The 26269-nt window shown below is 71.3% G+C and carries 31 protein-coding genes; 22 read left to right on the top strand and 9 right to left on the bottom strand.

Annotated elements, in window-relative coordinates:
- The first annotated feature begins 86 nt into the window (after nt 1-86).
- Together fdxA and dapC are read left to right on the top strand one after the other, a co-directional pair.
- On the top strand, nt 87-413 hold the full coding sequence (fdxA, locus tag ACXDC7_RS14850) for a ferredoxin (protein ID WP_179445700.1): 327 nt from the start codon (nt 87-89) through the stop codon (nt 411-413).
- Nucleotides 410-1516: a succinyldiaminopimelate transaminase gene (gene dapC, locus ACXDC7_RS14845; protein ID WP_459222586.1), complete on the top strand. Its 1107-nt coding sequence runs from the start codon at nt 410-412 to the stop codon at nt 1514-1516. The genes fdxA and dapC overlap by 4 nt, the downstream gene beginning before the upstream one ends.
- On the opposite strand, the gene ACXDC7_RS14840 is transcribed toward dapC, so the two are convergent.
- Nucleotides 1503-2348, bottom strand: a complete 846-nt coding sequence (locus tag ACXDC7_RS14840) for a hypothetical protein (protein WP_459222585.1) — start codon at nt 2346-2348, stop codon at nt 1503-1505. The two genes, dapC and ACXDC7_RS14840, sit on opposite strands and share 14 nt — an antisense overlap.
- A gap of 10 nt (nt 2349-2358) precedes the next feature.
- Nucleotides 2359-3300, bottom strand: a complete 942-nt coding sequence (gene dapD, locus ACXDC7_RS14835; RefSeq protein ID WP_459222584.1) for a 2,3,4,5-tetrahydropyridine-2,6-dicarboxylate N-succinyltransferase — start codon at nt 3298-3300, stop codon at nt 2359-2361.
- A 152-nt stretch (nt 3301-3452) separates the two neighbouring features.
- On the opposite strand from dapD, the gene ACXDC7_RS14830 reads away from it, so the two are divergent.
- From ACXDC7_RS14830 to ACXDC7_RS14790, 9 genes are all read left to right on the top strand, one after another.
- Nucleotides 3453-4010 (top strand): DUF2975 domain-containing protein, encoded by a 558-nt coding sequence (locus tag ACXDC7_RS14830; protein WP_459222583.1) that lies wholly within the window; start codon nt 3453-3455, stop codon nt 4008-4010.
- The gene (locus ACXDC7_RS14825; RefSeq protein WP_179445705.1) at nt 4010-4228 is read left to right on the top strand and encodes a helix-turn-helix domain-containing protein; all 219 of its coding nucleotides are present in this window, start codon (nt 4010-4012) and stop codon (nt 4226-4228) included. Before ACXDC7_RS14830 ends, ACXDC7_RS14825 begins: the two co-directional genes overlap by 1 nt.
- Nucleotides 4229-4303: 75 nt before the next feature.
- On the top strand, nt 4304-5554 hold the full coding sequence (locus ACXDC7_RS14820; protein WP_459222582.1) for an Nramp family divalent metal transporter: 1251 nt from the start codon (nt 4304-4306) through the stop codon (nt 5552-5554).
- Nucleotides 5555-5664: 110 nt separating this feature from the next.
- Complete coding sequence (locus tag ACXDC7_RS14815; RefSeq protein WP_459222581.1) at nt 5665-6309, top strand: SRPBCC family protein; 645 nt, start codon at nt 5665-5667, stop codon at nt 6307-6309.
- Nucleotides 6287-6691 (top strand): ArsR/SmtB family transcription factor, encoded by a 405-nt coding sequence (locus tag ACXDC7_RS14810; RefSeq protein ID WP_179445708.1) that lies wholly within the window; start codon nt 6287-6289, stop codon nt 6689-6691. The genes ACXDC7_RS14815 and ACXDC7_RS14810 overlap by 23 nt, the downstream gene beginning before the upstream one ends.
- Before the next feature lie 27 nt (nt 6692-6718).
- Nucleotides 6719-7816: a succinyl-diaminopimelate desuccinylase gene (dapE, locus tag ACXDC7_RS14805; protein ID WP_459222580.1), complete on the top strand. Its 1098-nt coding sequence runs from the start codon at nt 6719-6721 to the stop codon at nt 7814-7816.
- Nucleotides 7813-8589, top strand: coding sequence for an LOG family protein (locus ACXDC7_RS14800; protein WP_179445710.1), 777 nt, complete (start codon nt 7813-7815; stop codon nt 8587-8589). Before dapE ends, ACXDC7_RS14800 begins: the two co-directional genes overlap by 4 nt.
- A gap of 22 nt (nt 8590-8611) precedes the next feature.
- Nucleotides 8612-8944 carry a DivIVA domain-containing protein gene (locus tag ACXDC7_RS14795; RefSeq protein WP_179445711.1) on the top strand — a complete coding sequence of 111 codons (333 nt, stop codon included), beginning with the start codon at nt 8612-8614 and terminating at the stop codon, nt 8942-8944.
- 43 nt (nt 8945-8987) lie between these two features.
- The gene (locus ACXDC7_RS14790; protein ID WP_094359238.1) at nt 8988-9155 is read left to right on the top strand and encodes a DUF3117 domain-containing protein; all 168 of its coding nucleotides are present in this window, start codon (nt 8988-8990) and stop codon (nt 9153-9155) included.
- A 100-nt stretch (nt 9156-9255) separates the two neighbouring features.
- Here the strand turns inward: ACXDC7_RS14790 and glgA are convergent, their stop codons facing one another.
- Entirely contained in the window at nt 9256-10455 is a 1200-nt protein-coding gene (gene glgA, locus ACXDC7_RS14785) for a glycogen synthase (protein ID WP_459222579.1), read from the bottom strand.
- A 151-nt stretch (nt 10456-10606) separates the two neighbouring features.
- Here glgA and glgC point away from each other — a divergent pair, with 151 nt between their 5' ends.
- The gene (glgC, locus tag ACXDC7_RS14780) at nt 10607-11830 is read left to right on the top strand and encodes a glucose-1-phosphate adenylyltransferase (RefSeq protein ID WP_179445713.1); all 1224 of its coding nucleotides are present in this window, start codon (nt 10607-10609) and stop codon (nt 11828-11830) included.
- Here the strand turns inward: glgC and ACXDC7_RS14775 are convergent, their stop codons facing one another.
- A complete protein-coding gene (locus ACXDC7_RS14775) occupies nt 11831-12541 on the bottom strand; it encodes an O-methyltransferase (RefSeq protein WP_179445714.1) in 711 nt (236 codons plus the stop codon).
- A 124-nt stretch (nt 12542-12665) separates the two neighbouring features.
- On the opposite strand from ACXDC7_RS14775, the gene dapA reads away from it, so the two are divergent.
- From dapA to ACXDC7_RS14750, 5 genes are all read left to right on the top strand, one after another.
- Nucleotides 12666-13547 (top strand): 4-hydroxy-tetrahydrodipicolinate synthase, encoded by an 882-nt coding sequence (dapA, locus tag ACXDC7_RS14770; RefSeq protein ID WP_179445715.1) that lies wholly within the window; start codon nt 12666-12668, stop codon nt 13545-13547.
- Between the two features lie 224 nt (nt 13548-13771).
- Nucleotides 13772-14416 (top strand): RNA polymerase sigma factor SigE, encoded by a 645-nt coding sequence (sigE, locus tag ACXDC7_RS14765; protein ID WP_179445716.1) that lies wholly within the window; start codon nt 13772-13774, stop codon nt 14414-14416.
- A complete protein-coding gene (locus ACXDC7_RS14760; protein ID WP_179445717.1) occupies nt 14413-15903 on the top strand; it encodes a zf-HC2 domain-containing protein in 1491 nt (496 codons plus the stop codon). Before sigE ends, ACXDC7_RS14760 begins: the two co-directional genes overlap by 4 nt.
- Nucleotides 15900-17159: a S1C family serine protease gene (locus ACXDC7_RS14755; RefSeq protein WP_459222578.1), complete on the top strand. Its 1260-nt coding sequence runs from the start codon at nt 15900-15902 to the stop codon at nt 17157-17159. The genes ACXDC7_RS14760 and ACXDC7_RS14755 overlap by 4 nt, the downstream gene beginning before the upstream one ends.
- A 36-nt stretch (nt 17160-17195) precedes the next feature.
- Nucleotides 17196-17834 (top strand): sec-independent translocase, encoded by a 639-nt coding sequence (locus tag ACXDC7_RS14750; protein ID WP_459222577.1) that lies wholly within the window; start codon nt 17196-17198, stop codon nt 17832-17834.
- Between the two features lie 3 nt (nt 17835-17837).
- On the opposite strand, the gene ACXDC7_RS14745 is transcribed toward ACXDC7_RS14750, so the two are convergent.
- The 3 genes from ACXDC7_RS14745 to ACXDC7_RS14735 are packed head-to-tail and all read right to left on the bottom strand — an operon-like array spanning nt 17838 to nt 20839.
- Nucleotides 17838-19010, bottom strand: coding sequence for an Mrp/NBP35 family ATP-binding protein (locus ACXDC7_RS14745; RefSeq protein ID WP_459222576.1), 1173 nt, complete (start codon nt 19008-19010; stop codon nt 17838-17840).
- A 10-nt stretch (nt 19011-19020) separates the two neighbouring features.
- The gene (locus ACXDC7_RS14740; RefSeq protein ID WP_343045955.1) at nt 19021-19557 is read right to left on the bottom strand and encodes a DUF1003 domain-containing protein; all 537 of its coding nucleotides are present in this window, start codon (nt 19555-19557) and stop codon (nt 19021-19023) included.
- On the bottom strand, nt 19544-20839 hold the full coding sequence (locus ACXDC7_RS14735) for a magnesium transporter MgtE N-terminal domain-containing protein (RefSeq protein WP_425487404.1): 1296 nt from the start codon (nt 20837-20839) through the stop codon (nt 19544-19546). Before ACXDC7_RS14735 ends, ACXDC7_RS14740 begins: the two co-directional genes overlap by 14 nt.
- Before the next feature lie 88 nt (nt 20840-20927).
- Here ACXDC7_RS14735 and ACXDC7_RS14730 point away from each other — a divergent pair, with 88 nt between their 5' ends.
- The gene (locus ACXDC7_RS14730) at nt 20928-21434 is read left to right on the top strand and encodes a YflT domain-containing protein (RefSeq protein ID WP_179445721.1); all 507 of its coding nucleotides are present in this window, start codon (nt 20928-20930) and stop codon (nt 21432-21434) included.
- Here the strand turns inward: ACXDC7_RS14730 and ACXDC7_RS14725 are convergent, their stop codons facing one another.
- The gene (locus ACXDC7_RS14725; protein WP_179445722.1) at nt 21435-22901 is read right to left on the bottom strand and encodes an aminopeptidase P family protein; all 1467 of its coding nucleotides are present in this window, start codon (nt 22899-22901) and stop codon (nt 21435-21437) included.
- A 56-nt stretch (nt 22902-22957) separates the two neighbouring features.
- Here ACXDC7_RS14725 and ACXDC7_RS14720 point away from each other — a divergent pair, with 56 nt between their 5' ends.
- Complete coding sequence (locus ACXDC7_RS14720) at nt 22958-23839, top strand: acyltransferase domain-containing protein (RefSeq protein ID WP_459222575.1); 882 nt, start codon at nt 22958-22960, stop codon at nt 23837-23839.
- The gene (locus ACXDC7_RS14715) at nt 23836-24405 is read left to right on the top strand and encodes a histidine phosphatase family protein (RefSeq protein WP_459222574.1); all 570 of its coding nucleotides are present in this window, start codon (nt 23836-23838) and stop codon (nt 24403-24405) included. The genes ACXDC7_RS14720 and ACXDC7_RS14715 overlap by 4 nt, the downstream gene beginning before the upstream one ends.
- Here the strand turns inward: ACXDC7_RS14715 and ACXDC7_RS14710 are convergent.
- On the bottom strand, nt 24363-24806 hold the full coding sequence (locus ACXDC7_RS14710; protein ID WP_459222573.1) for a DUF4267 domain-containing protein: 444 nt from the start codon (nt 24804-24806) through the stop codon (nt 24363-24365). The two genes, ACXDC7_RS14715 and ACXDC7_RS14710, sit on opposite strands and share 43 nt — an antisense overlap.
- 62 nt (nt 24807-24868) lie before the next feature.
- Here ACXDC7_RS14710 and ACXDC7_RS14705 point away from each other — a divergent pair, with 62 nt between their 5' ends.
- A complete protein-coding gene (locus tag ACXDC7_RS14705; protein ID WP_459222572.1) occupies nt 24869-25465 on the top strand; it encodes a TetR/AcrR family transcriptional regulator in 597 nt (198 codons plus the stop codon).
- Nucleotides 25466-25515: 50 nt separating this feature from the next.
- On the top strand, nt 25516-26259 hold the full coding sequence (locus tag ACXDC7_RS14700; RefSeq protein ID WP_179446600.1) for a CT398-like coiled coil hairpin domain-containing protein: 744 nt from the start codon (nt 25516-25518) through the stop codon (nt 26257-26259).
- Nucleotides 26260-26269 lie beyond the last annotated feature (10 nt).

Raw genomic sequence — 26269 nt, 5'->3', positions numbered from 1 at the left:
CATCGGCGGGGCGGGGGAGGCGTGATACTAGTGGGGACGTCCCGCAGCAGGTGGGACGATCCGTGCAGAACGCGAGGAGTGGAGTCGTGACCTACATCATCGGGCAGCCCTGTGTGGACATCAAGGACCGGGCCTGCGTCGACGAATGTCCGGTGGACTGCATCTACGAGGGCAAGCGGATGCTCTACATCCAACCCGATGAATGCGTGGACTGCGGGGCCTGCGAACCCGTCTGCCCGGTCGAGGCGATCTACTACGAGGACGACCTGCCCGAGGACCAGTCGGAGTACTACGACGTCAACGTCAAGTTCTTCGACGATCTCGGCATGCCGGGCGGGGCCGCCAAGCTCGGCGTGATCGACTCCGATCACCCGCTCGTCGCCGCGCTGCCGCCGCAGAACGGGGCCGAGTGAGCGAAGTCCCGCGCGCGCGGGCCCTGCCCGACTTCCCCTGGGACACGATCGCGGGGGCCAAGGCCCGCGCGGCCGCCCACCCGGACGGCATCGTCGACCTGTCGGTCGGCACGCCGGTCGATCCCACGCCGGCACCCGTGCGCGAGGCCCTGGCCGCCGCCGCCGACGCGCCGGGCTACCCCGCCACCACCGGTACGCCCGACCTGCGCGCGGCCCAGGCCGGCTATCTGGCGCGGCGCTTCGGCGTACCGATCGAAGCGGACGCGACCCTGCCGCTGATCGGCACCAAGGAATTCGTCGCCTGGCTGCCCACGCTGCTTGGCCTCGGTCCGGGCGATCGGGTCGTCGTCCCGTCGGTCGCCTATCCGACCTATGCGGTGGGTGCGGCCCTGTGTGGGGCGACGGTGGTGGCGACCGACGACCCGGGCCAGGCGGGGGACGCGCGGCTCGCCTGGGTCAATTCGCCCGGCAACCCGACCGGTCGGATCGCGTCGGAGGACGAGCTGCGGGCCTGGGTCGAGTGGTCGCGCGCGACCGGCGGTGTGCTCGCCGGCGACGAGTGCTACGCCGAGTTCGGCTGGGAGGCCGAGCCGGCGACCGTGCTCGGCGAGCCGATCAGCGGCGGCGACCACCAGCGGCTGCTCGCGCTGCACTCGCTGTCGAAGCGCTCCAACATGGCGGGTTATCGCGCGGGATTCGTTGCCGGCGATCCGGCCCTGATCCGGCGCCTGCTGGAGATGCGCAAACACGCCGGGATGATCCCGCCCGGCCCGATCCAGGCCGCGTCTGTCGCCGCCTACGGTGACGACGCGCACGTGGCAGAGCAGCGCGCCCGCTATCTGGGCCGCCGTGCGGTGCTCGCGCCCGCACTGGCCGCGGCCGGATTCCGGATCGAGCATTCCGAGGGTTCGCTCTACCTGTGGGCCACCCGCGAGGAGAACTGCCGAGAGACCGTGGACTTCCTCGCCGGGCACGGCATCCTGGTCGCACCCGGCGACTTCTACGGCGACCCGACCACGGGCGCGGACCGCTTCGTGCGGGTCGCCCTGACCGCCACCGACGAGCGGATCGCGGCCGCGGCGCGGCGCCTCAGCGAAAACTGATCACGACGCCGTCGGTGGGCTCCTCGCTCGGCTGCCAGGCGGGCGCGGAGCCGTCCGAGCGCGTCCAGCGCCGGTCGCCGACCTGCACGGCGGAGACCCCGTAGCGACCCGCATTGGCCACCGCATGGTGGGCGAGGGCCCAGCGGGTGTTGTCGTCGCCCGGGTCGGCGGCGATCGCGGAGCCGGGGTCGACCGCGATCCCGAGCGTCTTCTCGATGCTCGCGGCCAGCCCCTCCGGGTCGCCCGGGGCATCGTCGCGTACGGCGCAGGTGATGCCCTGCGGCGAGCGGCCCGCCAGCACGCTGGCGATGATCCGGGCATTCGGCTCGTGCTGCCGGTACGCCTCGGGATAGCCGCTGCGCTGCACCGCCTGCGCGACATCGTTGATGTCGCCGGTCTGCCAGCCGTCGATCTCGACCAGGGCGTCGTAGAAGGCGTCGGTCGCATACCAGGGGTCGCGTACCTCGCTCGGGCTTCCCCAGCCCTGGGAGGGCCGCTGCTGGAACAGCCCGAGCGAGTCCCGGTCGCCGTAGTCGAGGTTGCGGATGCCCGACTCCTGGTAGACCGTCGCCATCGCTATCGAACCGGCCCGGGCGGGCAGGCCGCGGCGGACGGCGGTGCCGACGATGATCGAGGCGTAGTGGGCCTGCTCGGGGTCGAGCGTCACCGAATCGCCCGCGGCGGTCAGGATGCAGCGGTCCTCCAGCGCGCTCGGCGCGATGTTGCCGCTCTCGCGGCCCATCAGGTACGCCGCGCCGAGCCCGGCACCGACCGCCAGCGCGAGCACGACGAGACAGCCGAGGGCGCGGACGCCGCGCTGGGAGGAGGCCATCCGGCGTTGATCAGTTCGCGTGCAGCGCGGCGTTCAGCTCGACCCGTCCGCCGGAGCGGTCGCGGGCCTCGACGGCGCCGGTCAGCGAATTGCGCAGGAACAACAGGTTGTTCCGGCCGGACAGCTCGCGGGCCTTGACCGTCCGGTCGCCGATCGTGATCTTGGTGCCGGCGGTGACATAGAGCCCGGCCTCGACCACGCAGTCATCGCCGAGCGCGATCCCGACCCCGGCCTCGGCGCCGACCAGGCAGCGCTCGCCGATCGAGACCCGCTCGGTGCCGCCGCCGGACAGCGTGCCCATCGTGGACGCGCCGCCGCCGATGTCGGAGCCGTCGCCCACCACGACGCCCTGGGAGATCCGGCCCTCGATCATGGAGCTGCCGAGCGTACCCGCGTTGAAGTTGACGAAGCCCTCGTGCATCACGGTCGTCCCCGGCGCGAGGTGGGCGCCCAGGCGTACCCGGTCGGCGTCGGCGATCCGCACCCCGGTCGGCACCACGTAGTCGGTCATCCGCGGAAACTTGTCCACGCCGAACACGGCGACCGGACCGGCGGCGCGCAGGCGCAGCCGGGCCGCCTCGAAGCCGTCGACGGCGCACGGACCGGCGCTGGTCCAGACCACGTTCGCCAGCCGGCCGAAGAGGCCGTCCAGGTTGATCGTGTTCGGCGCGACGAGGCGGTGGGAGAGCAGGTGCAGCCGCAGGTACGCATCGGCGGCGTCCGCGGGCGCGGCATCGAGGTCGATCTCGGTACGCACCACGACGGCCCGGGTCGCCCGCGCGGGGTCCTCGCCGGCGAGGGCGGACAGCGCATCGGGCGGACCGACAACGGTCTCGCCGAGCGTCGGCTCCGGGTACCAGGCGTCCAGCAGCTGGCCGCCGGCGTGTTCGGTGGCCAGCCCCCAGCCGGAGGCGGTGCGGGTCGGATCGGTCGCTGCGGGGGACTGCGTCATGGCGGCAACTCTAGCCAAGCCGATCATCACGATTGACGATAACAACGAAGAACGATAATATCGAAAATCGATAATGACGAAGGGGGAGTGGGATGTCCGCACGCGAGGTGAAACCGCTCGGGGCCCGTCGCCTACGGGCAGTCAGGGGCCTGGTGGCGACGTTCGCGATCGTGGTCCCGGCGCTGATGATCGCCGCGCCGCTGGTCGCGTGGGCGAGCGGCCAGCCGCTGCGCTGGGTCGGTAGTACGCAAGAACAGCTCGGGCCGGTGTGGGGCGGATCCGGGGCCACGCCTGCGGCGGTGGCCAACTACGCCGACCGGATCATCTGGTCGGCCCCGGGCGCGTCTCCCGGGTGGTGGCTGCTCAGCCTGGTGCCGCCGGTCGCCGGCGCGGCGCTGATCGCCGTCGGCGGCCGCGCCCTGTGGCGGCTGCTCGGCGATGTCGGGGCCGGCGAGCCCTTCACCGGCCCCGCCCTGCGTCGAGTCGAGCTGCTCTCCCGGTGCGTCTTCGCCTACGGGCTGTTGGTGCCGCTCCTGGAGCTCGCGGTCGCGCTGTTCCTGACCTGGGGCCATCAGGTCGAGACCTCCTTCTACTACGCGATCCCGCCCGGGTACGCCGTGCCGGTGGTGGTCGGCCTCGTCCTGCTGGTCCTGGTCGAGGTCTACCGGCGCGGGCTTGCCCTGCGTGAGGACGCCGAGGGTCTGATCTGATGCCTGCCGAGGAATCGCATCGGGTGCACTGCCGACTGGATGAGCTGCTGGCCGAGCGGGGGATCACGCTCACCGCGCTGGCCGAGCGCGTCGGAGTCTCCGTGGTCAACCTGTCGGTGCTCAAGAACGATCGGGCCCGGGCAGTCCGTTTCTCCACGCTGACCGCGATCTGCGAGGCGCTGGATTGCGAGATCGGTGACCTGCTTGTGATCAACTGAAGCTCCCATGCCGGCGGGATGATCCCTAGACTGCCGCGGTAACCCGTGATCGGGAACCGAGGCGAGGAGTGATCAATGGCGACACGAGCGGACGAGGCCGGCGAGGTTCGCCCGAGCTGGAAATTGATCGGCCCGGGCATCGTGGTGGCGGCCACCGGTGTCGGGGCGGCCGACCTGGTCGCCACCTTGATCGCCGGCTCCAAATTCGGCTATGCCCTGCTCTGGGCCGTCGTGCTCGGCTGCCTGCTCAAGATCATCCTGGTCGAGGGGGCCGGGCGCTGGACGCTCGCCACCGGCACCAGCATCTATGACGGCTGGGCGAAGCTCGGCGTGTGGACCAGCATCTATTTCGTGCCCTACATCATCGTTTGGGGTTTCGTCTACGGTGCGGCCGCGATGGCCGGCACGGGCCTGCCCCTGAATGCGCTGTTCCCCGTCCTGCCCACGCCGGTATGGGGCATCATCTCCGGCATCGCCGGCGCGCTGCTGGTCTGGTTCGGCCGCTACGCGACCTTCGAGAAGGTCTGCGCGGTGCTGGTCGGGATCATGTTCGTCTGTGTCGTCGGCGCGGCGATCATCACCGTGCCCAATCTTCCGCAGCTTCTCGCAGGCCTGGTCCCGACCATCCCCGACGGCGGCGCGGTCAACGTGTTGAGTCTGGCCGGCGGCGTCGGTGGCACGATCACGCTCGCGGCGTACGGCTACTGGCTGCGGGAAAAGGGCTGGAGCACCCCGCGGTTCATGAAGGTGATGCGGATCGACAACACGATGGCGTACGTGATCACCGGCATCTTCGTGGTCGCGACGTTGATCATGGGCGCCGAGGTTCTGTATTCCGCGCAGGTGGCGGTCTCCAGCGGGGACAAGGGCCTGCTCGATCTGACCAACGTGTTGCAGGAGCGCTACGGGTTCATCGCCTCGAAGGTCTTCCTGGTCGGCTTCTGGGCCGTCGCGATGAGCTCGCTGATCGGTGTCTGGAACGGCGTCTCGCTGATGTTCGCCGACTTCGTCCGGCGCGCCCGCTCCGAGCCGGTGGACAGCCCCAATGCGCGCACGGGCGGCAAGTACTACCGCGCCTACATCCTCTGGCTGACCTTCCCGCCGATGATTCTCGTCGCGTTGGGGCGCCCGGACTGGCTGATCCTCGCCTACACCGTGCTCGGCGCGTTCTTCATGCCGTTCCTGGGACTGACCCTGATCTTCTTGCTGAACTCGAAGGCGATGGGGCAGTGGCGGAACCGTTGGTGGGCCAATGTCGGGCTGGTGCTCGTCGCGGTGCTGTTCTTCTACCTCGGCTTCAACGAGCTGACGAACGCCTTCACCTGATCGTTCCGCCCCGCGGCTTGCGCCACGCAGCTTGTATCAGGCAAAGTTGATATCAACGCAGGTTGATACGAGAGCTTGCTACCAGAGCGGTGCAGGACCGAGGAGCCCCGATGACTACCGATGCCAACGAACAGCGCATGGTCGAACACATCGACCGGGACGGCACCCCGGCCACCCGGGTGGTGGTCACCCGGCACTACCGGACCGATGTCGCCGACCTCTGGCAGGCCCTGACCGATGCCGAGCGGTTGCCGCGCTGGTTCCTGCCGGTGACCGGCGATCTCGCGGTCGGCGGGCGCTACCAACTCGACGGCAATGCCGGCGGTGAGGTGCTCTCCTGCGACCCGCCGCGACACCTCGCCATCACCTGGGAGATGGGCGGCGGCCCGAGCTGGGTCGACGTCACGCTCAGCCCCGATGCCGACGGGACCGTGCTCGAGCTGGTCCACGAGGCCCCGGTGGCACCGGAGTTCTGGGAGACCTACGGCCCGGGCGCGACCGGTATCGGCTGGGACCTGGCCCTGCATCGCGGGCTGGCCGAGCATCTGCGTACCGGAGCGGCGGTCGACCGGGCCGAGGGCGAGGCGTGGCCGACCACCCCCGAGGGCCGGGCGTTCGTCATCGAGGCGGCCAATGCCTGGGTGGACGCGGCGATCGCCGCCGGCGACGAGCCCGCCGGAGCGCGTGCGGCGGGAGTCCGCTGCATCGCCTTCTACACGGGCGAGGGCGGGGATGGCGAACGCTCGGGCGAGTGACGGCGCGCGGCCCGATGCGTTCACGGTGCTGGCCGATCCGGTACGCCGGCGCCTGATCGAGGTCCTGGCAGCGGGCGGAGAGCAGCCGGCCGGGGAGCTGACCCGGATCGCCAGCGCCGAGTTCGGGATCGGCCAGCCGGCCGGCTCGATGCAACTGCGAGTACTGCGCGACAGCGGGTTCTGCGAGGTACGCCGAGACGGCGCGCGGCGCCTCTACCGGTTGCGGCCCGACGCGCTCGCCGCGGTGCGGGCCTGGCTGGCGGGCCTGCACCGGGAATGGTCCCAGCCGCTCGACGCGCTCGCCACCGAGGTGGCGCGCGGCAAGCGGGAGCGTCGGCGGGGGACGCCCGGCGCCGAACGGCCGGGGCGGCAGGCGGGCTGACCCGCCCGCGGCCGCTAACCTGACCCGGTGCCTGCGGCCGATGAGACCCGACTCGACCTCGACGGCGATGTCGTCGCCCTGTTGCGCCAGCTGATCGACATCGAATCGGTCAGCGGCGACGAGGGGCCGATCGCCGATGCCGTGGAGGGCGCGCTGCGCGCCCTGCCCGGACTGGATGTGATCCGCGACGGCGACTGTGTGGTCGCGGTCTCGCCGGGACCGACCGACCGGCGGGTGATCATCGCCGGACATCTGGACACCGTGCCGGTGGCGGGCAATCTGCCGAGCCGGTCGGTCGGCACGGGCGCCGAGGAACAGATCTTCGGGCGCGGCTCGGCCGACATGAAGGGCGGCGTCGCCGTCCAGCTCTCCGTCGCCGCGGCGCTCGCCCACGCGGGACGGCAGGCCCGGCCGGTGACCTGGATCTTCTACGACAACGAGGAGGTCGAGGCCGCCCGCAACGGCCTCGGCCGGTTGGCCCGCAACCGGCCCGACCTGCTCGCCGGCGAGTTCGCCGTGCTCTGCGAACCGTCCAACGCGCGCGTCGAGGGCGGCTGCCAGGGGACGCTGCGGGTCGACATCCGGCTCGCCGGACGAGCCGCGCACTCGGCCCGGCCCTGGGTGGGAAGCAACGCCATCCACGCCGCCGCGCCGGTCCTGGACCGCCTCGCCCGCTATCGCGCCCGGGAGCCCGAGGTGGACGGGCTCACCTACCGGGAAGGCCTGAGCGCCGTCGGCATCCGCGGCGGCATCGCGGGCAATGTGATCCCCGACGAGTGCGTCGTCACGGTGAACTACCGCTTTGCCCCGGACCGTGACCTGGCCGCCGCCGAGGCGCATGTCCGCGAGGTCTTCGACGGCTTCGACGTCACCCGCACCGACGGCTCGCCGGGCGCGCGGCCCGGCCTGGACCGCCCGGTGGCGGCGGAGTTCCTGGCCGCCGTGGGCGGCGAGCCCGGGCCGAAGTTCGGCTGGACCGACGTCTCGCGGTTCTCCGCGCTCGGCGTACCGGCCGTGAACTACGGTCCAGGCGATCCGCTGCTGGCCCACACCGACGACGAGCACACCCCGGCCGCCCAGGTGCGCGCATGCCGTGAGGCGCTGCTGCGCTGGCTGGCAGGATGAACCCCGTGACGGACGACGACCGCAGCCCCGAGCCGGGCCAGCAGGCCGGACCGGTGACCCGCAGCGGACGGTCCCGGCTGGAGACGACCACCGACCAGCGACTGCTCGAATCCCGCGGACCCGCCGACTGGGTACACACCGATCCGTGGCGGGTGTTGCGCATCCAGGCCGAGTTCGTCGAGGGCTTCGGTGCGCTCGCCGAGCTCGGGCTGGCCGTCAGCGTCTTCGGATCCGCGCGTACGCCGCCCGATCACCCGATGTATGCCGCAGCGCGCCAGATCGGCCGCCGGCTGGTCGAGGCCGGCTTCGCCGTGATCACGGGCGGGGGCCCGGGCATCATGGAGGCGGCCAACCGCGGTGCGGCCGATGCCGACGGCGTGTCGGTCGGGCTGGGCATCGAGCTGCCCTTCGAGAGCAAGCTGAACGACTGGGTCAGCCTCGGGATCAACTTCCGCTACTTCTTCGCCCGCAAGACCATGTTCGTCAAGTACTCCCAGGGCTTCGTGGTGATGCCAGGCGGATTCGGCACCTTCGACGAGTTGTTCGAGGCGCTGACCCTGGCGCAGACCCGCAAGGTGACCAATTTTCCGGTGGTGTTGTTCGGTACGCAGTACTGGTCGGGGCTGCTCGCCTGGCTCCGCGAACAGGTGCTCGGCGGTGGCTACATCGCCCCGATCGATCTCGACCGGCTGGTGGTCACCGATGACATCGAGCGGGTCATCGCGACGATGAACACCGACTGGGACGAGGGCCCCGCGGAGCGCCCCGAATGACCGTCTCGGGGAGGAGCAGCCGATGGTCTGGCTGATCGTGATCGTCGCCGTCGCCGTGCTCGGCGCCGGGGCAATGGTGGCCGGCGGAGCCTTCGGCGGGATGCCGGACGAGCCGGAGCGCGACGACTTCCGCCCGGCCCTGCCGCCCACCCGGATCACGGGTGATGATCTGCGCGATGTCCGGTTCCAGGTGCAGTTGCGTGGCTATGACATGACGCGCGTCGACGAGCTGCTCGAGCGGCTCGGGCGCGAGCTCGACCAGCGCGACGACGAGCTGACCGAACTTCGCCGGCTCGCCCAAGACGGCGGCGCTTCCGAACGCTCGGCGCCCGCCGAGGCGCGCGATACGGAATAATGATCCCCGTCAGATCCGACGCAGACGAGATGAGGTTGCACAGATGGCAGCGATGAAGCCGCGCACGGGGGACGGCCCGATGGAGGTCACCAAAGAGGGCAGGGGCATCGTGATGCGGGTACCGCTCGAGGGTGGCGGTCGTCTGGTCGTCGAGATGAACGCCCAGGAGGCAGAGGAGCTGGCGGCCGCGCTGAAAGGCGTCGTGGGCTGATCATCCCGCGCTCCCAGAAACACGTCAGGGCAAGGGCCCGGCCATCCGGCCGGGCCCTTGTCTGTCTGCCGGGATGTCTGTCTGCCGGGATGCGATCGGGTCAGCGGGGCCCGGCCGCCGGGCGCAGCGGGTCGGCGATCGCCGCGGCATAGACCTCGACGGTCTCCGCCGCGATCTTGGGCCAACTGAACTCGGTGATCGCCCGTTCCCGGCCGGCCCGGCCCATCGCCGCTGCCCGCCCCGGTTCCCGGGTCAGCGAATTGATCTTGTCGGCCAGGTCGGCCTCGAACGCCGCGACGAAGGTGGGGTCGTCGGCGCGGGCCGGGTCGTAGGGGACCAGCAGGCCCGTCTCGCCGTCGACGACCACCTCCGGAATGCCGCCGACCGCGCTGGCCACCACGGCCGTCTCACATGCCATCGCCTCCAGGTTCACGATGCCGAGCGGCTCATAGACGCTCGGGCAGGCGAACACCGTGGCATGGGACAACACCTGGCGTACCGACTCGCGCGGCAGCATCTCCTGCACCCAGACGACATTGCCGCGGCGGCGCTCCAGCTCGGCGACCGCCGAGGAGATCTGTTCGGCGATCTCGGGGGTGTCGGGCGCGCCGGCCAACAGCACGAGCTGGGTGTCGGGATCGAACCGCTCCGCCGCCCGGACGAGGTGGATCACGCCCTTCTGCCGCGTGATCCGGCCGACGAAGACCACGGTCGGCCGATCCAGCGCCATCCCGATCGACTCGGGCGCGGCGGTCCCCGGGTCCGGCCGGAACTCCTCGGTGTCGATGCCGTTTCGGACCACGTGCACCCGCGCCGGGTCGAGCTCGGGGTAGGAGTCGAGCACATCGCGGCGCATCCCGTCGCTGACGGCGATCACCGCCGACGCCGCGCCATAGGCGGTACGCTCGGCCCAGCTGCTCAGCCGGTACCCGCCACCGAGCTGCTCGGCCTTCCACGGCCGGTGCGGCTCCAGCGAGTGCGCCGTCACCACGTGCGGGATGTCCTGGTAGAGACCGGTCAGATGGCCGGCGAGGTTGGCGTACCAGGTGTGGGAATGCACCAGGTCGACCGGCGGGGTCGCCGCCACCATCGCCAGATCCGCGCCGAAGACCCGCAGCGCTGCATTCGCGCCGGGCGGATAGGACTCAGGGTGCGCCGTGGCGCCCTCGCGCGGCTCGCCCATCGCCTGCACGTCGACGTCGACGAGCGCGCGCAGCGGTGGCACCAGTTGCCCGACGTGCACCCCGGCGCCGCCGTAGATGTGCGGCGGGTACTCCCGGGTCAGCAGGGCGACACGCATCCGGTCAGTCGAAGGCCCGGCAGTGGGTCGATCGGGCGTGGGTCGATCGGTCATGGGTCGATCGTTGCATCATCGCGCCGCTCGCGACAGGCTGGTCCCGCCAGCAGGGGGTGGTTGTCGTGACGATCCGACGTCCAATAGTTTCGTTGCCATGACAGCTCGACCGAGGGTCTTGTCGATCGTTCTCGCCGGTGGCGAGGGCAAGAGGTTGATGCCGTTGACCGTGGACCGGGCCAAGCCCGCGGTCCCCTTCGGCGGTACGTACCGGTTGATCGACTTCGTGCTGTCCAATCTCGTCAACTCCGACATGCGCAAGGTGTGCGTGCTGACCCAGTACAAGTCGCATTCGCTGGACCGGCACATCTCGCTGACCTGGCGGCTGTCGACGATCCTGGGCAACTACATCACCCCGGTGCCGGCCCAGCAGCGGCTCGGCCCGCGCTGGTACCAGGGCAGCGCCGATGCGATCTTCCAGTCGATGAACCTGATCCGCGACGAGGATCCCGACTACGTGGTCGTCTTCGGCGCCGACAACATCTACCGGATGGACGTCTCGCAGATGCTCGAGCGCCACATCGAGTCCGGGCTGGACTGCACGGTCGCCGGGATCCGGGTGCCGCGCTCGGAGGCGAGCGCCTTCGGCATCATCGATGCCGCGCGCGACGGCAAGATCAACTCCTTCCTGGAGAAGCCGGCCGATCCGCCCGGGCTGCCGGACAGTCCGGAGGAGTCCTATGCCTCGATGGGCAACTACATCTTCACCGCCTCCGCGCTGGTGAAGGCGCTCACCGACGATGCGGCCGCCGACACACGGCACGACATGGGCGGCAACATCATCCCGGGCTTCGTCGAGGCCGGACAGGCGCAGGTCTATGACTTCCGCGACAACCAGGTCCCCGACGCCACCACCCGGGACCGGGACTACTGGCGCGATGTCGGGACGATCGACGCCTTCCACGACGCCCACATGGATCTGGTCTCCGTCGAGCCCAACTTCAACCTCTACAACGATGCCTGGCCGATCTGGACCTACCAGGTGCAGCGCCCGGGCGCGAAGTTCGTGCTCCGCGGCACGGCCGAGGACTCGATCGTCAGCGCCGGCTGCATCATCTCCGGTGGCGATGTCGACCGCTCGGTGCTCTCGCCGAATGTCCGCGTGGACAAGTGGGCGAAGGTCGAGCGATCCGTGCTGATGGAGAATGTCGAGATCGGCCGCAATGTGGTGCTACGCAACGCGATCCTGGACAAGAACGCGGTCGTGGACCGCGGCGTCGAGATCGGTGTTGATCATGACGCCGATCGGGCCCGGGGGCTGACCGTCTCGCCCGGCGGGATCACCGTCGTGCCGAAGGGCGCGCACATCACCCGCGACTGATCACCGATCGGCCGGTACGCCGGGTCGGCGCACGCCCAGCAGCAGGCCGTCGCCGACCGGGACCAGCGAGGCGAGCAGCTCGTCGCCGTCCCGGATCGCCTCCAGGGCCTCCCTGATCAGGATCGTCTCGTCCTCGGAGTTGCGGGGATCGGCGACCCGGTCGTGCCACAGCGCGTTGTCGATGACCAACAGGCCACCCGGCCGCAGCAGGCGTACCGCCTGGGCGACGTATTCGGCGTACTCCAGCTTGTCCGCATCGACCAGCACGAGGTCGTAGGCGCCGTCGCTGAGCTTGGGCAACACGGTCAGCGCCTCGCCCTGGATCAGCCGGAAGCGCCGATCCGGTACGCCCACCGAGCCGAACGCCTCGCGCGCCCGGGCCTGGTGCTCGCCCTCGATGTCGACGCTGGTCAGGATGCCGTCGGGGGCCATCCCCGCGAACAGCGCCAGCCCGGACACGCCCGTTCCGGAGCCGATCTCCACGACCGCGCGCGCGCCGATGGCGCGGGCCAGCACGGTGAGCAGCGCGGCGGCGCCCCGGCTGACCGGGGCGATGCCGAAATCGGCGGCGGCGGCGCGCGCCGCCAGCGCGGCTGCGCTCTCCGGAGCGAAGTCCTCGGCGTACACCCAGGAGGCGGGTTTCGGCGCCCGGCCCGCATCCGTGGGTGCCTGTTGGGCCGCCGCGGCCGCGGGATCGTCGGGAGCGCTCATGGGCGGCAGCGTAGCGAATCGCGACCGCGAAACCGCCTAGGATGGCCAAGATGCGCGAGGCGCCGCCCGGATCGAGCCCGGTGCCCGCCCGCGCCGCGACGCCCCTGCGAGAGGACGAACGATCATGGCGGACCCGATCTTCGGGCGGCTGTTGACGGCGATGGTGACCCCCTTCGACGCCGCCGGCAAAGTTGATCATGAGGCGGCCGGTCGGGTGGCCCGCTGGCTGATCGACGAGCAGAGCAACGACGCGCTCGTGATCAACGGCACCACCGGCGAGTCGCCGACCACCAGTGGCCAGGAGAAGGTCGAGCTGATCCGAACCGTCCGCGAGGCGGTCGGCCCCGACATCCCGCTGGTCGCCGGCGTCGGCACCTTCGACACCCCGCACACGATCGAGCTCGCAAGGCAGGCCGAGGAGGCGGGGGCGGACGGCCTGCTGGTCGTCACGCCCTATTACTCCAAGCCCCCGCAGGACGGGATCGCCGCGCATTTCCGGGCGGTCGCCGATGCGACGCAACTGCCGATCCTGCTCTACGACATCCCGCACCGAAGCGGCGTACCGATCGCGGAGGCGACGCTGCTCGAACTCGCCGAGCACCCCCGGATCGTCGGGGTCAAGGACGCCAAGGGCGATCTCGCCTCGTCCGGGCGGGTGATGGCGCGCACGGACCTCGCCTACTACTCCGGCGAGGACAACCTGACGCTCGCCCTGCTCGCGCTCGGCGCGGTCGGACTGATCGGCACCTCGACCCACTTCACCGGCGCCGGCGCGGCGCGGATGATCAACGCCCAGGTCGAGGGGCGGCACGGCGAGGCGCTGACCCTGCACCGCGCCCTCGAGCCGCTGTTCACCGGCGTGTTCGCCACCCAGGGCTGTCTCCTGGTCAAGGCCGGGCTGGAGCGCAAGGGCCTGATCGGGCCGGGCGTCCGGTTGCCGCTGGTGCCCGCCACGCCCGCGCAGGTCGACGCGTTCCACGCGCTGCTGGACGACGCCGGGATGTGACCCGCGCCACCGCCGCGGCCGGGGGACTGTGAGCGTCGCCAGCGCATCCTGTGAGTCCGGTGTGGAACCCGCCGCGGCCCGCAGCGCGGCTTGGTGCCGCCGCACGCGGCCGTCAAGACTGGCTGCGTCGCCGCACCAGGATCGGCCCGCCCACAGCGGTCGCCGACTTGGGTGCAGAACCTCCGGGAGGGACAATGGCTCAGTCGGTCGAAGGGAGAGGGTCGATGGCACTGCCGTGGACGCGGGGCGGTACGCGCGCCGAGACGCGCCCGACGCCCGATGCTGCCGCCGAATGGTCCCCGCCGACCTGGGACGAGGTGGTACGCGAACACTCCGGCCGCGTCTATCGACTGGCCTACCGGCTCACCGGCAACCCGCACGATGCCGAGGACCTGACCCAGGACGTGTTCATCCGGGTGTTCCGCTCGCTGCACAAGTTCCAGCCGGGCACCTTCGAGGGCTGGTTGCACCGGATCACCACCAATCTGTTCCTCGACGGCGCCCGCCGCCGGCAGAAGATCCGCTTCGACGGGCTGAGCGAGGGCTCCTCCGAGCGCTTGCAGAGCCGCGACCCGAGCCCCGACGTCCGGCTCGACGACGCCGATCTGGCCCACGACGTCGAGGCCGCGCTGGCGGCGCTGGCGCCCGAGTTCCGTGCCGCGGTGGTGCTGTGCGACATCGAGGGGCTGTCCTATGAGGAGGTCGCCTCGGTGCTCGATGTGAAGCTCGGCACGGTCCGGTCGCGGATCCACCGGGGTCGGGCCCAGTTGCGTTCCGCTCTCGCCCACCGTGAACCGTCGGGCGATCGCAGCCGCTATCTCGGCGCGCCCGTGGAGGTCGGTGCCGACGGGGGTCCGTCGGGCAGATGATCTCGTTTCGCGCCGGGTGCCAGACCTATGCCGACAAGCTGTCGGCATATGTCGATGCTGCGCTCCCGACCGCGGTCCACGAGGAGATTGCCACCCACGTCGCGGGCTGCCCGGACTGCCGGGCCGAGGTCGCCTCGCTGCGACACGTGCGTTCGCTGCTGCGCTCCGGCGCCGACGCCGAGCCGGCCGGCCAGCCCGTCCGCGGCCCGCAGGCGCTGCCGGACCGGTTGCGCTCGATCGCCGGCGAATCGGCCGACCAGCCGCTGTGGGCCCGGCCGTTCGATCCGCACGATCGCCCGGGAGCCGGCTTCGCCGCGCTGCCGAGCAATCGCCGCGACGCCCGCCGCCGGCGGCTGATCACCACCGGCTCGCTGCTCACCCTGCTGGTCGGGGTCGCGCTCGTCGGCTGGGTCGCCGCCCCGCCCAGCCGGCAGGTCGTCGTCGAGCCCACCGCCCAGGCGCGGGCGGGCTTCGCCTCCGCGCTCAACCAGATGCCGCTGAGCAATGCCGCGGTCGGCGCGGTCGCGGCCAGCCCCGGCGTACCGCTGGCCGCCGGTCCGGCCGGTGCCGGACCCGTGCCGCAGCAGGCCTTCGAGAGCCCGGTGGCCACCGGCAGTGACTGCCAGCGCTCCCTGCACCGGGCCCAGCGCGCCGACGCCGAGGTCTCGGTGAGCGGGGTGCAGACCGTGCAGCATCTCGGCCCCAGCGGCTGGGTGCAGAGCACCGTCAGCGTCGAGAACCTGCCGGGCTTCGGGACCAGTCTCAGTGTGCTCGACGGCGCCGACATCGCCGACACCGATTTCGTCCCGGTCGGCCGGCCGTCGATCCTTGATCTGTCCTCGCTCGGCCGGTTCGAGCTGAGCTGTCGCGAGCTCGGCGGCAGCGTCGCCGGCCGGCCGGCCGCGACCGTCGACGCGCGGATGCCGGGTGAATCGGACCCGCGGGTGCGCTGGTGGATCGACGCCGAGACCGGTTACCTGCTGTGGACCGAGCGGTACGCCGAGGGCCGGCTCGTCTCCAGCGCCGGCTTCACCAGCCTGACCTTCGGCGCGGCGGTCGACGGGCTGCTCTCGGCCGACCCGCCGGGCGGTGCCGAGGAGCGGCCGGCCGGACCGAGCCGGGCGCCGCAGATGGGCGGCCTGCAACTGTTGAGCGTGCGGGGCACCGACGACGGCGGCTGTATCGAGAGCGTCTACGGCGACGGGCTGACCACGCTGACCGTCTCGCGCCAGCCCGGCACCCTGGTGCCCGGGGACGGGATGACCTTCGATGCGGCCACCGGCGCGTGGCGCGCGGTCGACGGCGCCGTGACGGTGCTCGCCTGGCAGTCCGGCGGCGACGTCTGGACGGTGGTCACCGACGGCTCCGCCCAGCTTGTCGAGAGCGTCAGCGGATCCCTTCCGCACGCGGCTCCCACCCAGCCAGGACCGTTCGATCGGATCCTGGCCGGGCTGGACTGGATCGCCAGCCGGGCCGGAATTCGGTGAGCCAGCCGCCCCCGGGGCCGCCCGGCCCGTACCAGCAACCCGCGTGGCGCCCGCCGGCGCCCACCGGTCCCGGCCCGCGCCCGGATCTGTCGGCGGGCCACCGCCCGGATACCGCACCGGGCGCCGCGACGCGCTGGGCGCCACCGACCGCGGCGCCCCGGGCGGCGTCGGCGCGCACCGGCCGCGCGGTGCTGGCCACCGCGATCGTCACCGCACTCGTGGTGGGCGGTGCCGCCGGAGCCGGTGGCGCCTGGTGGGGTGCCCGGACGGTGGCCGACCAACAGACCGTGCAGCCGGCGCTGCAGCCCGCACCGCAAGAACCGGTCCCGCCGCCCGCGGAGCCGGGCAGCGTGACCGACATCGCGGGCCGCATCCTGCCCAGCACCGTCGTCATCGAGCTCGGATCCGGGGGCACCGGCTCGGGCTTCGTGATCGACGAGCAGGGCCTGATCATGACCAACAACCACGTGATCGCGGGCGCGCGCGGCGGCAACATCGAGGTCGTCTTCGACGACGGGAGCAGGGCGCAGGCCAGCGTGGTCGGCGGCAGCCCGAGCTACGACATCGCGGTGATCCGTGTCGACGAGCGGCCCGAGGGCGGCCTCAAGGCGGTCAACCTGGGCGACCCGCGCAGCGTCCGGGTCGGGGACGGGGTGATCGCGGTCGGGGCCCCGCTCGGCCTCGGTGGCTCGGTGACCTCGGGCATCGTCTCGGCCGTCGACCGACCGGTCGCCGTGGGCGGCGGCGAGGGCGGCAACGGCAGCGGCGAGGGCCAGGCGTACCTGGATGCGATCCAGACCGATGCGGCGATCAACCCGGGCAACTCCGGCGGGCCGCTGGTCGACACGGCGGGCCGGGTGATCGGGGTGAACTCGGCGATCCTCAGCCTGGGCGGGGGCGGCGAACGCCAGGGCGGCAGCATCGGCGTCGGCTTCGCGATCCCGATCAACCAGGCCAGCGCGATCGCCGACGAACTGATCCGGACCGGCCGGTCGAGCTATCCGGTGATCGGCGCGCAGGTGCAGACCGCGGACGACGGTTCCGGGGTCGTGCTGAGCACCGTCACGGCCGGGGGACCGGCCGCCGATGCGGGGCTGAGCAGCGGCGATGTGGTGACCACGGTCGACGGCCGCCCCGTCACCGAGATGGTCGAACTGATCGTGCGGGTACGCAGCAAACGGCCCGGGGAGCAGATCGTGCTCGGCGTCAAGGGCCGCGGCGACGTCTCGGTCACCCTCGGCGCGGTCCGGGAGTGAGCCGCCCGGCCGGGGGATTGGCATAGGCTTGCGCGCATGAGTGTCGGGCCGTTCGAGATCGCCGTGCTGGCGATCCTCGCGGTCGTGTTGTTCGGGCCGGAGAAGCTGCCGGAATTCGCCCGCAAGGCCGCGCGGGTCCTGCGCTATGTGCGAGGCATCGCCAACGATGCGACCGGTCAACTGCGCCGCGAGCTCGGCCCGGAGTACGCCGACCTGGACCTGCGCGATCTGAATCCCAAGGCGTTCGTCCGCAAGCATCTGCTCGAAGACGTCGAACCGATCATCGCCGACGTCAAGCGCGACGTGAACGAGGCCGGGCGGATGACCCGCACGGAGTCCGACGGGGTACGCAGCGCCCTCGGCGCCGCGAAGCGGAACGGCTCGGCCGAACCGAAGCAGACCGAACCGAAGCAAACCGAACCGGAACTGGCCGAACCGAAGCAGGGCGAACCGGAACAGCGAGACGAGCAGGCGAAGAAACAGACCATCGGCGAGGCGCTGTTCTCCCCGGCACCGGGCTCGGCGACGGCGGCCGCATCGGTGACCGCCGCCGGCACCAGCGTGCTCGCCGACACCGGCACGGTCACCGTGGTCGAGGCTGGTGCCGGTGAATCGGTCGCCGCGGACGAGGCCGGAACCCTGGTGGCCTCGCCGTGGGACACCGAGGCGACCTGATCCTCAGCGACCCACCGGGCTGAGGCCGAGCTGACGACCGGCAAGATTGCGGCCGCGCGAATCGATCCGCGTCGCCAGGTCCGCCAGCGCGGCCGAGGACGGATGCCCGGGCTCGCCGACGACGGGCGAGCCGGCATCGCCGCCCTCGCGCAGCGCCTGATCGAGCGGCACCCGGGCGATCACCTCGATCGGGTAGCCGAGGCGGCGGCTGAGCGTACCCGCGACCTCGTCGCCGCCGCCGGAGCCGAACAGCTCGTGCCGGTGCGCCTCACCGCAGTGCGGACAGGTGGTCTCCAGGTACGCCATGTTCTCGACCACCCCGATCACCCGCTGGTTCATCATCGACGCCATGGTGCCCGCGCGCTCGGCGACCTCGGCGGCGGCCTGCTGCGGGGTGGTGACGACCAACACCTCGGCATTGGGCAGCTTCTGGCCGACGGAGATCTGCACATCGCCGGTGCCGGGCGGCAGGTCGAGCAGCAGATAGTCCAGGTCGCCCCAGTAGACGTCGGCGAGCATCTGCTGCAGCGCGCGGTCCAGGATCGGGCCGCGCCAGGCGACGACCTGGTCGCGGCGCGGCTTCAGCATGCCGATGGAGATCACCTTCAGGCCGAGCGCCGGGACCGGCATGATCATGTCGTCGACGCTGGTCGGGCGCGCGTCGCCGACGCCGAGCATCGTCGGGATCGAGTGCCCGTAGATGTCGGCGTCGAGCACGCCCACGGTACGCCCGGCGGCAGCGAGCGACAGCGCCAGGTTGACGGTCACCGAGGACTTGCCGACCCCGCCCTTGCCCGAGGCGATCGCGATCACCCGGGTCAGCGAATCGGGCCTGGCGAACGGGATCTCCCGGTCGTTGCCGGGGCCACGCAACTGCTCTTTCAGCGCGGCGCGCTGCTCGTCGTCCATCACACCGAAGTCGACCGACACCGCACCGGTGCCGGCGACGCCGGCCACGGCCGCGGTCACGTCGCGGGTCAGGGTGTCGCGCATCGGGCAGCCGGCGACGGTCAGCAAGATGCCGACCCGGACCGAGGAGTCCGCGGCGATGTCGACGGACTTCAGCATCCCGATCTCGGTGATCGGGCGGCGGATCTCGGGGTCCTGGACGCCGCTCAGCGCCTTCTCGATGGCGGGCAGCAGCGGATGGTCGGGACTGGTGGACTGCACGGACATGCGCTCAACCCTACGCGGTCGGCGACCCCCGCTCGGCCTCGGCTTCGGCGCGCTCCTCGGCCAGGGCGTCGCGCAGCTCGCGGCGGATGAACTCACGGGTGGCAAGTTCGCCGACGTTCATCCGGACCGACGCGATCTCGCGGGCCAGGAAGTCCATGTCCGCGCGACTCTGCGCGGCCTGGCGGCGGTCGGCCTCGACCGCGATCCGGTCGCGGGCCTCCTGCCGGTTCTGGGCCAACAGGATCAGCGGGGCCGCATAGGAGGCCTGCAGCGACAACAGCAACGTCAGGAAGATGAAGGGGAAGGGGTCGACCCGCAGCGGCTCGGGCGCCAGGGTGTTCCACAGGATCCAGATGATGATGATCACCGTCATCCAGAGCAGGAACTGCGGCGTACCCATGAACCGGGCGAATCCCTCGGCGAACTGCCCGAACGCGTCGCTGTCCAGCCGCAGCCGGGGCAGCCGACGGCGCTGCGTACCGGGGGTGTTCAGCCGGTCGCGCGCGATGCGCTCGCGGCGCGCGCGATCCTCGTCACGATCGGCCACTGTTCACCTCCGCGGTGTCGGGTTCGGTGGCGGGCTCGGGCTCGAGGCCGTCCAGGCCGCGCCCGCGCCAGTCCTCGGGCAGCATGTGATCCAGCACGTCGTCGACGGTGACCGCGCCGAGCAGCCGGTTGTCCTCGTCGACGACGGGCGCGTTGACCAGGTTGTAGGTCGCGAAGTACCGGCTGACGTAGGGCAGTTCCTCGCCCGCCGAGAGCGGCTCCAGGTCGGAGTCGATCAGCTCCGAGACCAGCGTCGAGGGCGGTTCGCGCAGCAGTCGTTGGATGTGCACCCCGCCGAGGAACCGGCCGGTCGGCACCTCCAGCGGCGAACGGCAGACATAGACCATGCCGGCCAGCGCGGGAGTCAGCTCCTCGTTGCGGACCAACGCCAGCGCATCCGCGACGCGGGCATCGGCCGGGAGGATCACCGGCTCGGTGGTCATCATGCCGCCCGCGGTCTCGTCCGCGTAGGCCATCAACTGACGGACCGTCTCCGCGTCGGTGCGTTCCATCCGGGCGAGCAGTTGCTCGGCGATGTCCGGCGCGAGCTCCTTGATCAGGTCGGCCGCGTCGTCGGGGTCCATCTCGCCCAGGATGTCGGCGGCCCGCTCGGCATCGAGCAGCGAGATCAACTGCACCTGCTCGTCCTCCGGCAGCTCCTCCAGCGCGTCGGCCAGGGTCTCGTCCGCGAGCGCCTCGACGACCTTGGCGCGCCGTCCGGGCTCCATGTCGTGCAGCTTGCGCGCGACATCGGCGGCGTGCATGTCCTCGAGCTCGGCGAGCAGTTGCTCGTTGCCGCGACCGCCGCTGGCCAGCCCGGTCAGCTCGGACCAGTCCGCGATCACCACATGTTCGCGACGACGGAAGGCCGGGCGACGGGCGACCGCCACGAGGGCCGCCTCGGCCAGCTCCCATTCCCGGTTGCGGATCGCCTTCATCGCCACATCGCGGATCCGGTAGCGACCCTCGTGGCCGCGCCAGCCGACCTCGCGGTCGAACAGGTCCTCGACCACGAGCGTCTCGGTGTCGCGGCGGGAGAAGCGGCGGGTGTTGATCACTCCGGTGGTGGCGACCTGGGCGGCGTCGATCGCGGAGACCCGCTGGATCGAGATGAAGATCTGCTGGCGGGCGAACAACTCGACCAGCAGCCCGCGGACGCGCGGCGCGCCGGTGCGACCGATCTGCACCACGACATCGCGGACCTTGCCGAGCTTGTCGCCGTCGGGGTCGACGACGGGCAGCCCGCGGATGCGGGAGATGAACACCGAGGTCGTCATGGTCACCGCGGCAGCGTACCTCGCGGGTACGGTACGCCCAGATCGCGCCATGATGGGTAGATTGATCCCTCAGACAACAGCTCGGGAGGCACGCATGTCGCTCAACCAGCCCCGTCAGCTCGGTTCGCTCTTCGAGCTGGAGTTCCCGCAGTCGGTCGGGATCTACGACAAGTACGAACAGGCCCAGGAGGCGGTCGATTTCCTGGCCGACGAGAAGTTTCCGGTGCAGAACCTGGCCATCGTCGGCACGGAGCTGAAGTCCGTCGAGCGCGTGCTCAGCCGGAAGAGCTGGGGGAGTGTGATCCAGCAGGGCATCATCAGCGGGATCGGTACCGGCCTGCTGGTCGGCCTGGTGATGATGATCTTCGGCGAGCCGGCGCAACTGCTGGCCATCCTGCTCACCGCGTTGGGCATCGGCATCGTGATCGGGCTGGTCTTCGCGGTGATCGGTTACGCCATGTCCGGCGGCAAGCGGGACTTCAACTCGGTCAGCCAGATCGTCGCCACGAAATATGAGGTGCTGAGCGAGCACAAGGTCGCCCAGCAGGCGCGGGATCTGCTGAACTCCCGCCCGGGCGCCCGGGCCGCGCAGTTCGAGTGATCAGTCGCCGGCGAGCAGCGGCGCCATCCAGGCCTCGACCTCGTCGGCTCGCCGGGGCAGCGCGGCCGACAGGTTCTCGTTGCCGTCGTCGGTGATCAGGATGTCGTCCTCGATCCGCACCCCGATGCCGCGCAGTTCCTCGGGCACCAGCAGATCGTTGGCCCGCAGGTAGATACCGGGCTCGACGGTGATGATCATGCCCGGCGCAAGGGTGCCCTCGCGGTAGTTCTCGTTGCGGGCCTGAGCGCAGTCGTGCACGTCGATGCCCAGATGGTGGGAGGTGCCGTGCACCATCCAGCGCCGGTGCTGGCCGCCGGTGGTCTTGTCCAGCGACTCCTCGGCGCTGACCGGCAACAGACCCCACTCGGCCAGGTGCCGGGCGATCACGGCGATCGCGGCGTTGTGCACATCGGCGAACTTCGCCCCCGGCACCGCGGCCGCGATGCCGGCCTCCTGGGCCTCCAGCACGGCGTCGTAGACCTTGCGCTGGGCCTCGGTGAAGTGGCCGTTGATCGGAAGGGTACGCGTGACGTCAGCCGTGTAGAGCGAATCCAGCTCCACGCCGGCATCGATCAGCAGCAGGTCGCCGTCGCGTACCTCACCGTCGTTGCGGATCCAGTGCAGGGTGTTGGCATGATCACCGGCGGCGGCGATCGTGCTGTAGCCGGCGTCGTTGCCGACGTGGCGCGCGTGCAGCCCGAAGATGCCCTCGACCCAACGCTCCCCACGGCCCCGGCGGACCGCCTCGGGCAGGTCCGCGACGACAGCGGCGAAGCCCTGCGCGGTCTGCTCGCACGCCTCGCGCATCTGCTCGACCTCGAAGTCGTCCTTGATCAACCGCGCCTCGCTGAGCGCGACCTGCAGCTCGGTGTCGGTATCGCTGTCGGCGCTGTGGCGGATCTCGTCCACCAGTGCGGTGATGTCGGGATCGGCATCGCGCAGCACCCGCACGCGTACCGCATCGGCGTTCTTCTCCAGGGCCGTGCGCAGCTCGTCGATCGGCGCCGTCGGCAGCCCGGTCATCGTGGTCATCTCCTCCAGCGACTCGCGCTGGCCGACCCACATCTCGCCGTAGCGGGCATCGGCGTAGAACTCCTCGGCATCGCGCGGGGCGCGCGGCTTGAAGTAGAGCGTGGCCTCGTGGCCGTCGTCGCTCGGCTCCAGCACCAGCACGGCGTCGGGCTCCCGGTCGGCGCCGAGGCCGGTCAGCCAGGCGAACGCAGAATGCGGCCGGAAGCTGAAGTCGGTGTCGTTGGAGCGGACCTTCAGGCCGCCCGCCGGGATCACCAGGCGCTCGCCGGCGAACTGCTCGGCCAGCCGTTCGCGGCGCGGCGCGGTGTGCGCGGCCGCGGGAAGTTCGGTGACCGCGGATGAGTCGTAGTCCGCCCAGCCGGTGGGGATGAACGCCTTGAACGCCTCGGAGAAGGGGGTCTGGCGGTTCGGGAGCTTCTGCTGCGGCTCGCTCATGACTGTGCGGACACCTCCGGTCGGGGCTGACTGACTGCCAAGGCATCATAGGCGTCGTGGACGTGTCGGCGGAGCTCGCGAAGGCGCGCGATGCCGATCGCATCGCGCGCCTCGGCCTCGCCGGTGAGGCAGCCGAGGTTGCCGCGCTGCTCGATCGGGCCGCCGAGGATGCCGACCTGCTGGCCGAGGTGGCGGACGCGGCGCGGGACCTGGCCGGCCGGGTCGGCGAGTTTCGCGATCATGGGACGTTCGACCCGTGCCGCGGCGAGGAGGTCGCCGTGCTGGCCTTGCTGGCGACGGTCGATGCGGTACGCGCGGAGCACCGTGCCCGCGGCGTACCCGATGACGTCTCGTGGGCCACGCTGGCCGATCTCGGCCAGCAGGTGGCGGTGCATCGGGCGACCTTCGGCGGCTTCGGGTTGCACACCCGCGACTGGCTGCGGGTGGCCTGGTCGGGCGGGCTGTACTGGCTCGGCCGGCTGCAGTTCGAGCTGCTGGATCGCGGTGGGGAGTGGTACCTGTCGGTGCACATCCCCGAAACCGGGCCGCTGGGCCCCGATGTGGTCGATGCGTCGCTGGCGCGGGCGCGGGCCTTCTTCGCGACGCACTTCGACGACCACCGGCCGGCGGGCTTCCATTGCGCGAGCTGGCTGCTCGACCCGCGCCTGACCGAGGTGCTCGCCGAGTCGTCGAACATGGCCCGCTTCCAGCGGCGCTGGCGGCTCGAGCCCGGGGGTCGGGCGGCCAACGGCGAAGCGATCTTCTTCGTCTTTCGGCGCCGCGACAGCCCCGACCCGGCAACGCTGCCGCGGGACACGTCGCTGCAGCGCGCGATCGCCGATCACATCGCGGACGGCGGCCATTGGTACGTCCGCGACGGAACGATCGAACTCGACCCGGGCGACGATGCTGATCAACCAGCGAAGGGTGATCGATGACCGACATCTATCTGGTACGCCACGGCCAGACCGAGTGGAGCGCCGACGGCCGACACACCTCGACCACCGACCTGCCGCTGACCGCGGACGGCGAACGGGAGGCCGCCGAACTGCGGGGCCGGCTCGATCCGGCCGACTTCGGGCTGGTGCTGTCCTCCCCGCGCGCCCGGGCCCGGCGTACCGCGCAGATCGCGGGCTTCGATCCGGACCGATTGGTCATCGACGACGATCTGGCCGAGTGGGCCTACGGCGACTACGAGGGCGTCACCAGCGCGAAGATCCGCGAGAGCGTGCCGGGCTGGACGATCTGGAGTCATCCCACGCCGGGTGGCGAGACCGCGGAGCAGGTGCGGGTGCGCTGCGAGCGGGTGATCTCCCGGGTCGAGGCGTCCGGGGTGGAGCGGGCCGTGCTGTTCGGGCACGGCCACGCCCTGCGTGCGCTCACCCTGACCTGGCTGGGACTGGACTTCGCGCTCGGCGACCGGTTCCCGCTGGAGACCGGGACGCTGAGTGTGCTCGGGCCCTACAAGGACGGGCGTGCGCTGCTGAGCTGGAACTCGCGCTGACCGCGCCGCTGGCGCAGCAACAAGATCCCGGTTGCGATCACCAGCGCCGCGGTCAGCGCATGCACGAAGATCGCGGTCATCAGGTCGCCGCCGTGCAGCGCCACGTTCAGCGCGTCACCGGCGGGGATCGTGGCCATCACGATCATCAGCACGCCGAGCGCGCGGCGATGCCCGGTCGCCAGCAGCGCGATGATCGCCAACCCGCTGGCCAGGTCGCGGATGCCCTTGACCTGGAAGTAGCCCTCCGCCGCCGGGACGACCGCGAAGCCGAATCCTGGCGCGATCGCCGACGGTGCGAACAGATAGGCCAGGCCGATCGCGCCGATGAACAACGCGCCGAGCACGGCCAGCGCGAGCGGGGCCAGGCGAGAGATTCGTCCCGCGCGGGGTGTCCGGTCCATACCCAAAAACTAGCACCGCTAGAAGAAATGTCAACGCTAGTGATCATTGCTAGGGTCTGGTCATGAGCGAGCGCAAGGACCGCGAGCGACGCGAACGCGAGCGGCGGATCGTCGCGACGGCGCGCGAGCTGGCCGAGCGCGAGGGGTGGTCGGCGGTGACAACCCGTCGGCTGGCCGAGCTGATCGACCACAGCCAACCCGTGCTCTACTCGCACTTCCCGAACATGGCGGCGGTGGCCGATGCCGTGGCGATCGAGGGATTCGCGGAGCTGGCCGCGGCGCTGCGGCGCGCGCGACGCCGGGCGGGCGATGCCCACGCCGCGCTGCTCGCGGTCGCCCGGGCGTACCGGCGCTTCGCGCGCGAGCGGCCGGCCACCTTCGAGGCGATGTTCGTCCGCCCGACGGCGCTCACCTTCGCCAGCGCGCAGACACCGGACGAGCTGCGTGCGGGGTTCGGCGAGCTGCGGGAAGCGATCCGGCCGTTCGCCGGCGAGGAGGGCCTCGATCACCTCACCGAGGTCGCGTGGGCCACCATCCACGGCATCGTCACACTCGAGGTGCAGGAGCGCGTACCCACCGATCGCGACGGGTCCCGGCTTCGCGTCGCCGTCGATCTGCTGACCGCCGGGGCCGCGCGGGCGGTGCCGGCCACCCATTAGGATCGGCGGGTCGCCCGGCGCCCGGGCCGACCCAGCCAGGAGGTAGTGACATCAGAGCCGATCCCGCCGACCAGCGCCGGCTGCTGGACCTGCAGGCCGTCGACACCGAGACGGCGAAACTGCAGGCGCGGCGGCGCTCCCTGCCCGAGCACGCCGACATCGCCACCGGCAAGAAGCAGCGCCTCGCGATCATGGAGAAGCTGGTCGAGACCGATACCCGGGTCTCCGACCTCGAGCGCGCCCAGCGCAAGGCCGAGGCGGATCTGGAACCGGTACGCCAGCGGCGCGTCCGTGATCAGGAGCGGATCGACGGCGGCGCGGTCACCGACCCCAAGCAACTGTCGGCGCTGATCGACGAGGTCTCCCACCTCGGCCGGCGGATCGGCGAGCTGGAGGACGCCGAGCTGGAGGTGATGGGCGAGCTGGAGGAGGCCCAGGCCGACCAGGCCCGGTTGAACGAGCAGAAGTCGGCGATCGAGGACCGGCTGCGCGGCTGGATGGCCCGCCGCGACGAGCAGGTCGCCGAGATCGACTCCTCGCTCGGCGATCAGGACACCGAACGGGCGGCGCTCGTCGCCGCCCTGCCGGCCGAGCTCGTCGCCTACTACGAGAAGGTCCGGTCCGGCCACGACGGCCTCGGTGCGGCGGCGCTGGTGCAGCGGCGCTGCACCGGCTGCCGGATCGAGGCGAACGCGGCCGACCTGCGCGCCTATGCCGCCGCTGCTCCCGAGGAGGTGCTGCGCTGCGAGGAGTGTGGCCGGATCCTCGTGCGTACCCCCGAATCCGGACTCTGAGACAGGAGCG

The organism is Naumannella huperziae (assembly GCF_054073625.1).
The sequence above is the reverse complement of the archived record's forward strand: the minus strand, read 5'-3'. Positions and strand labels throughout refer to the sequence as shown.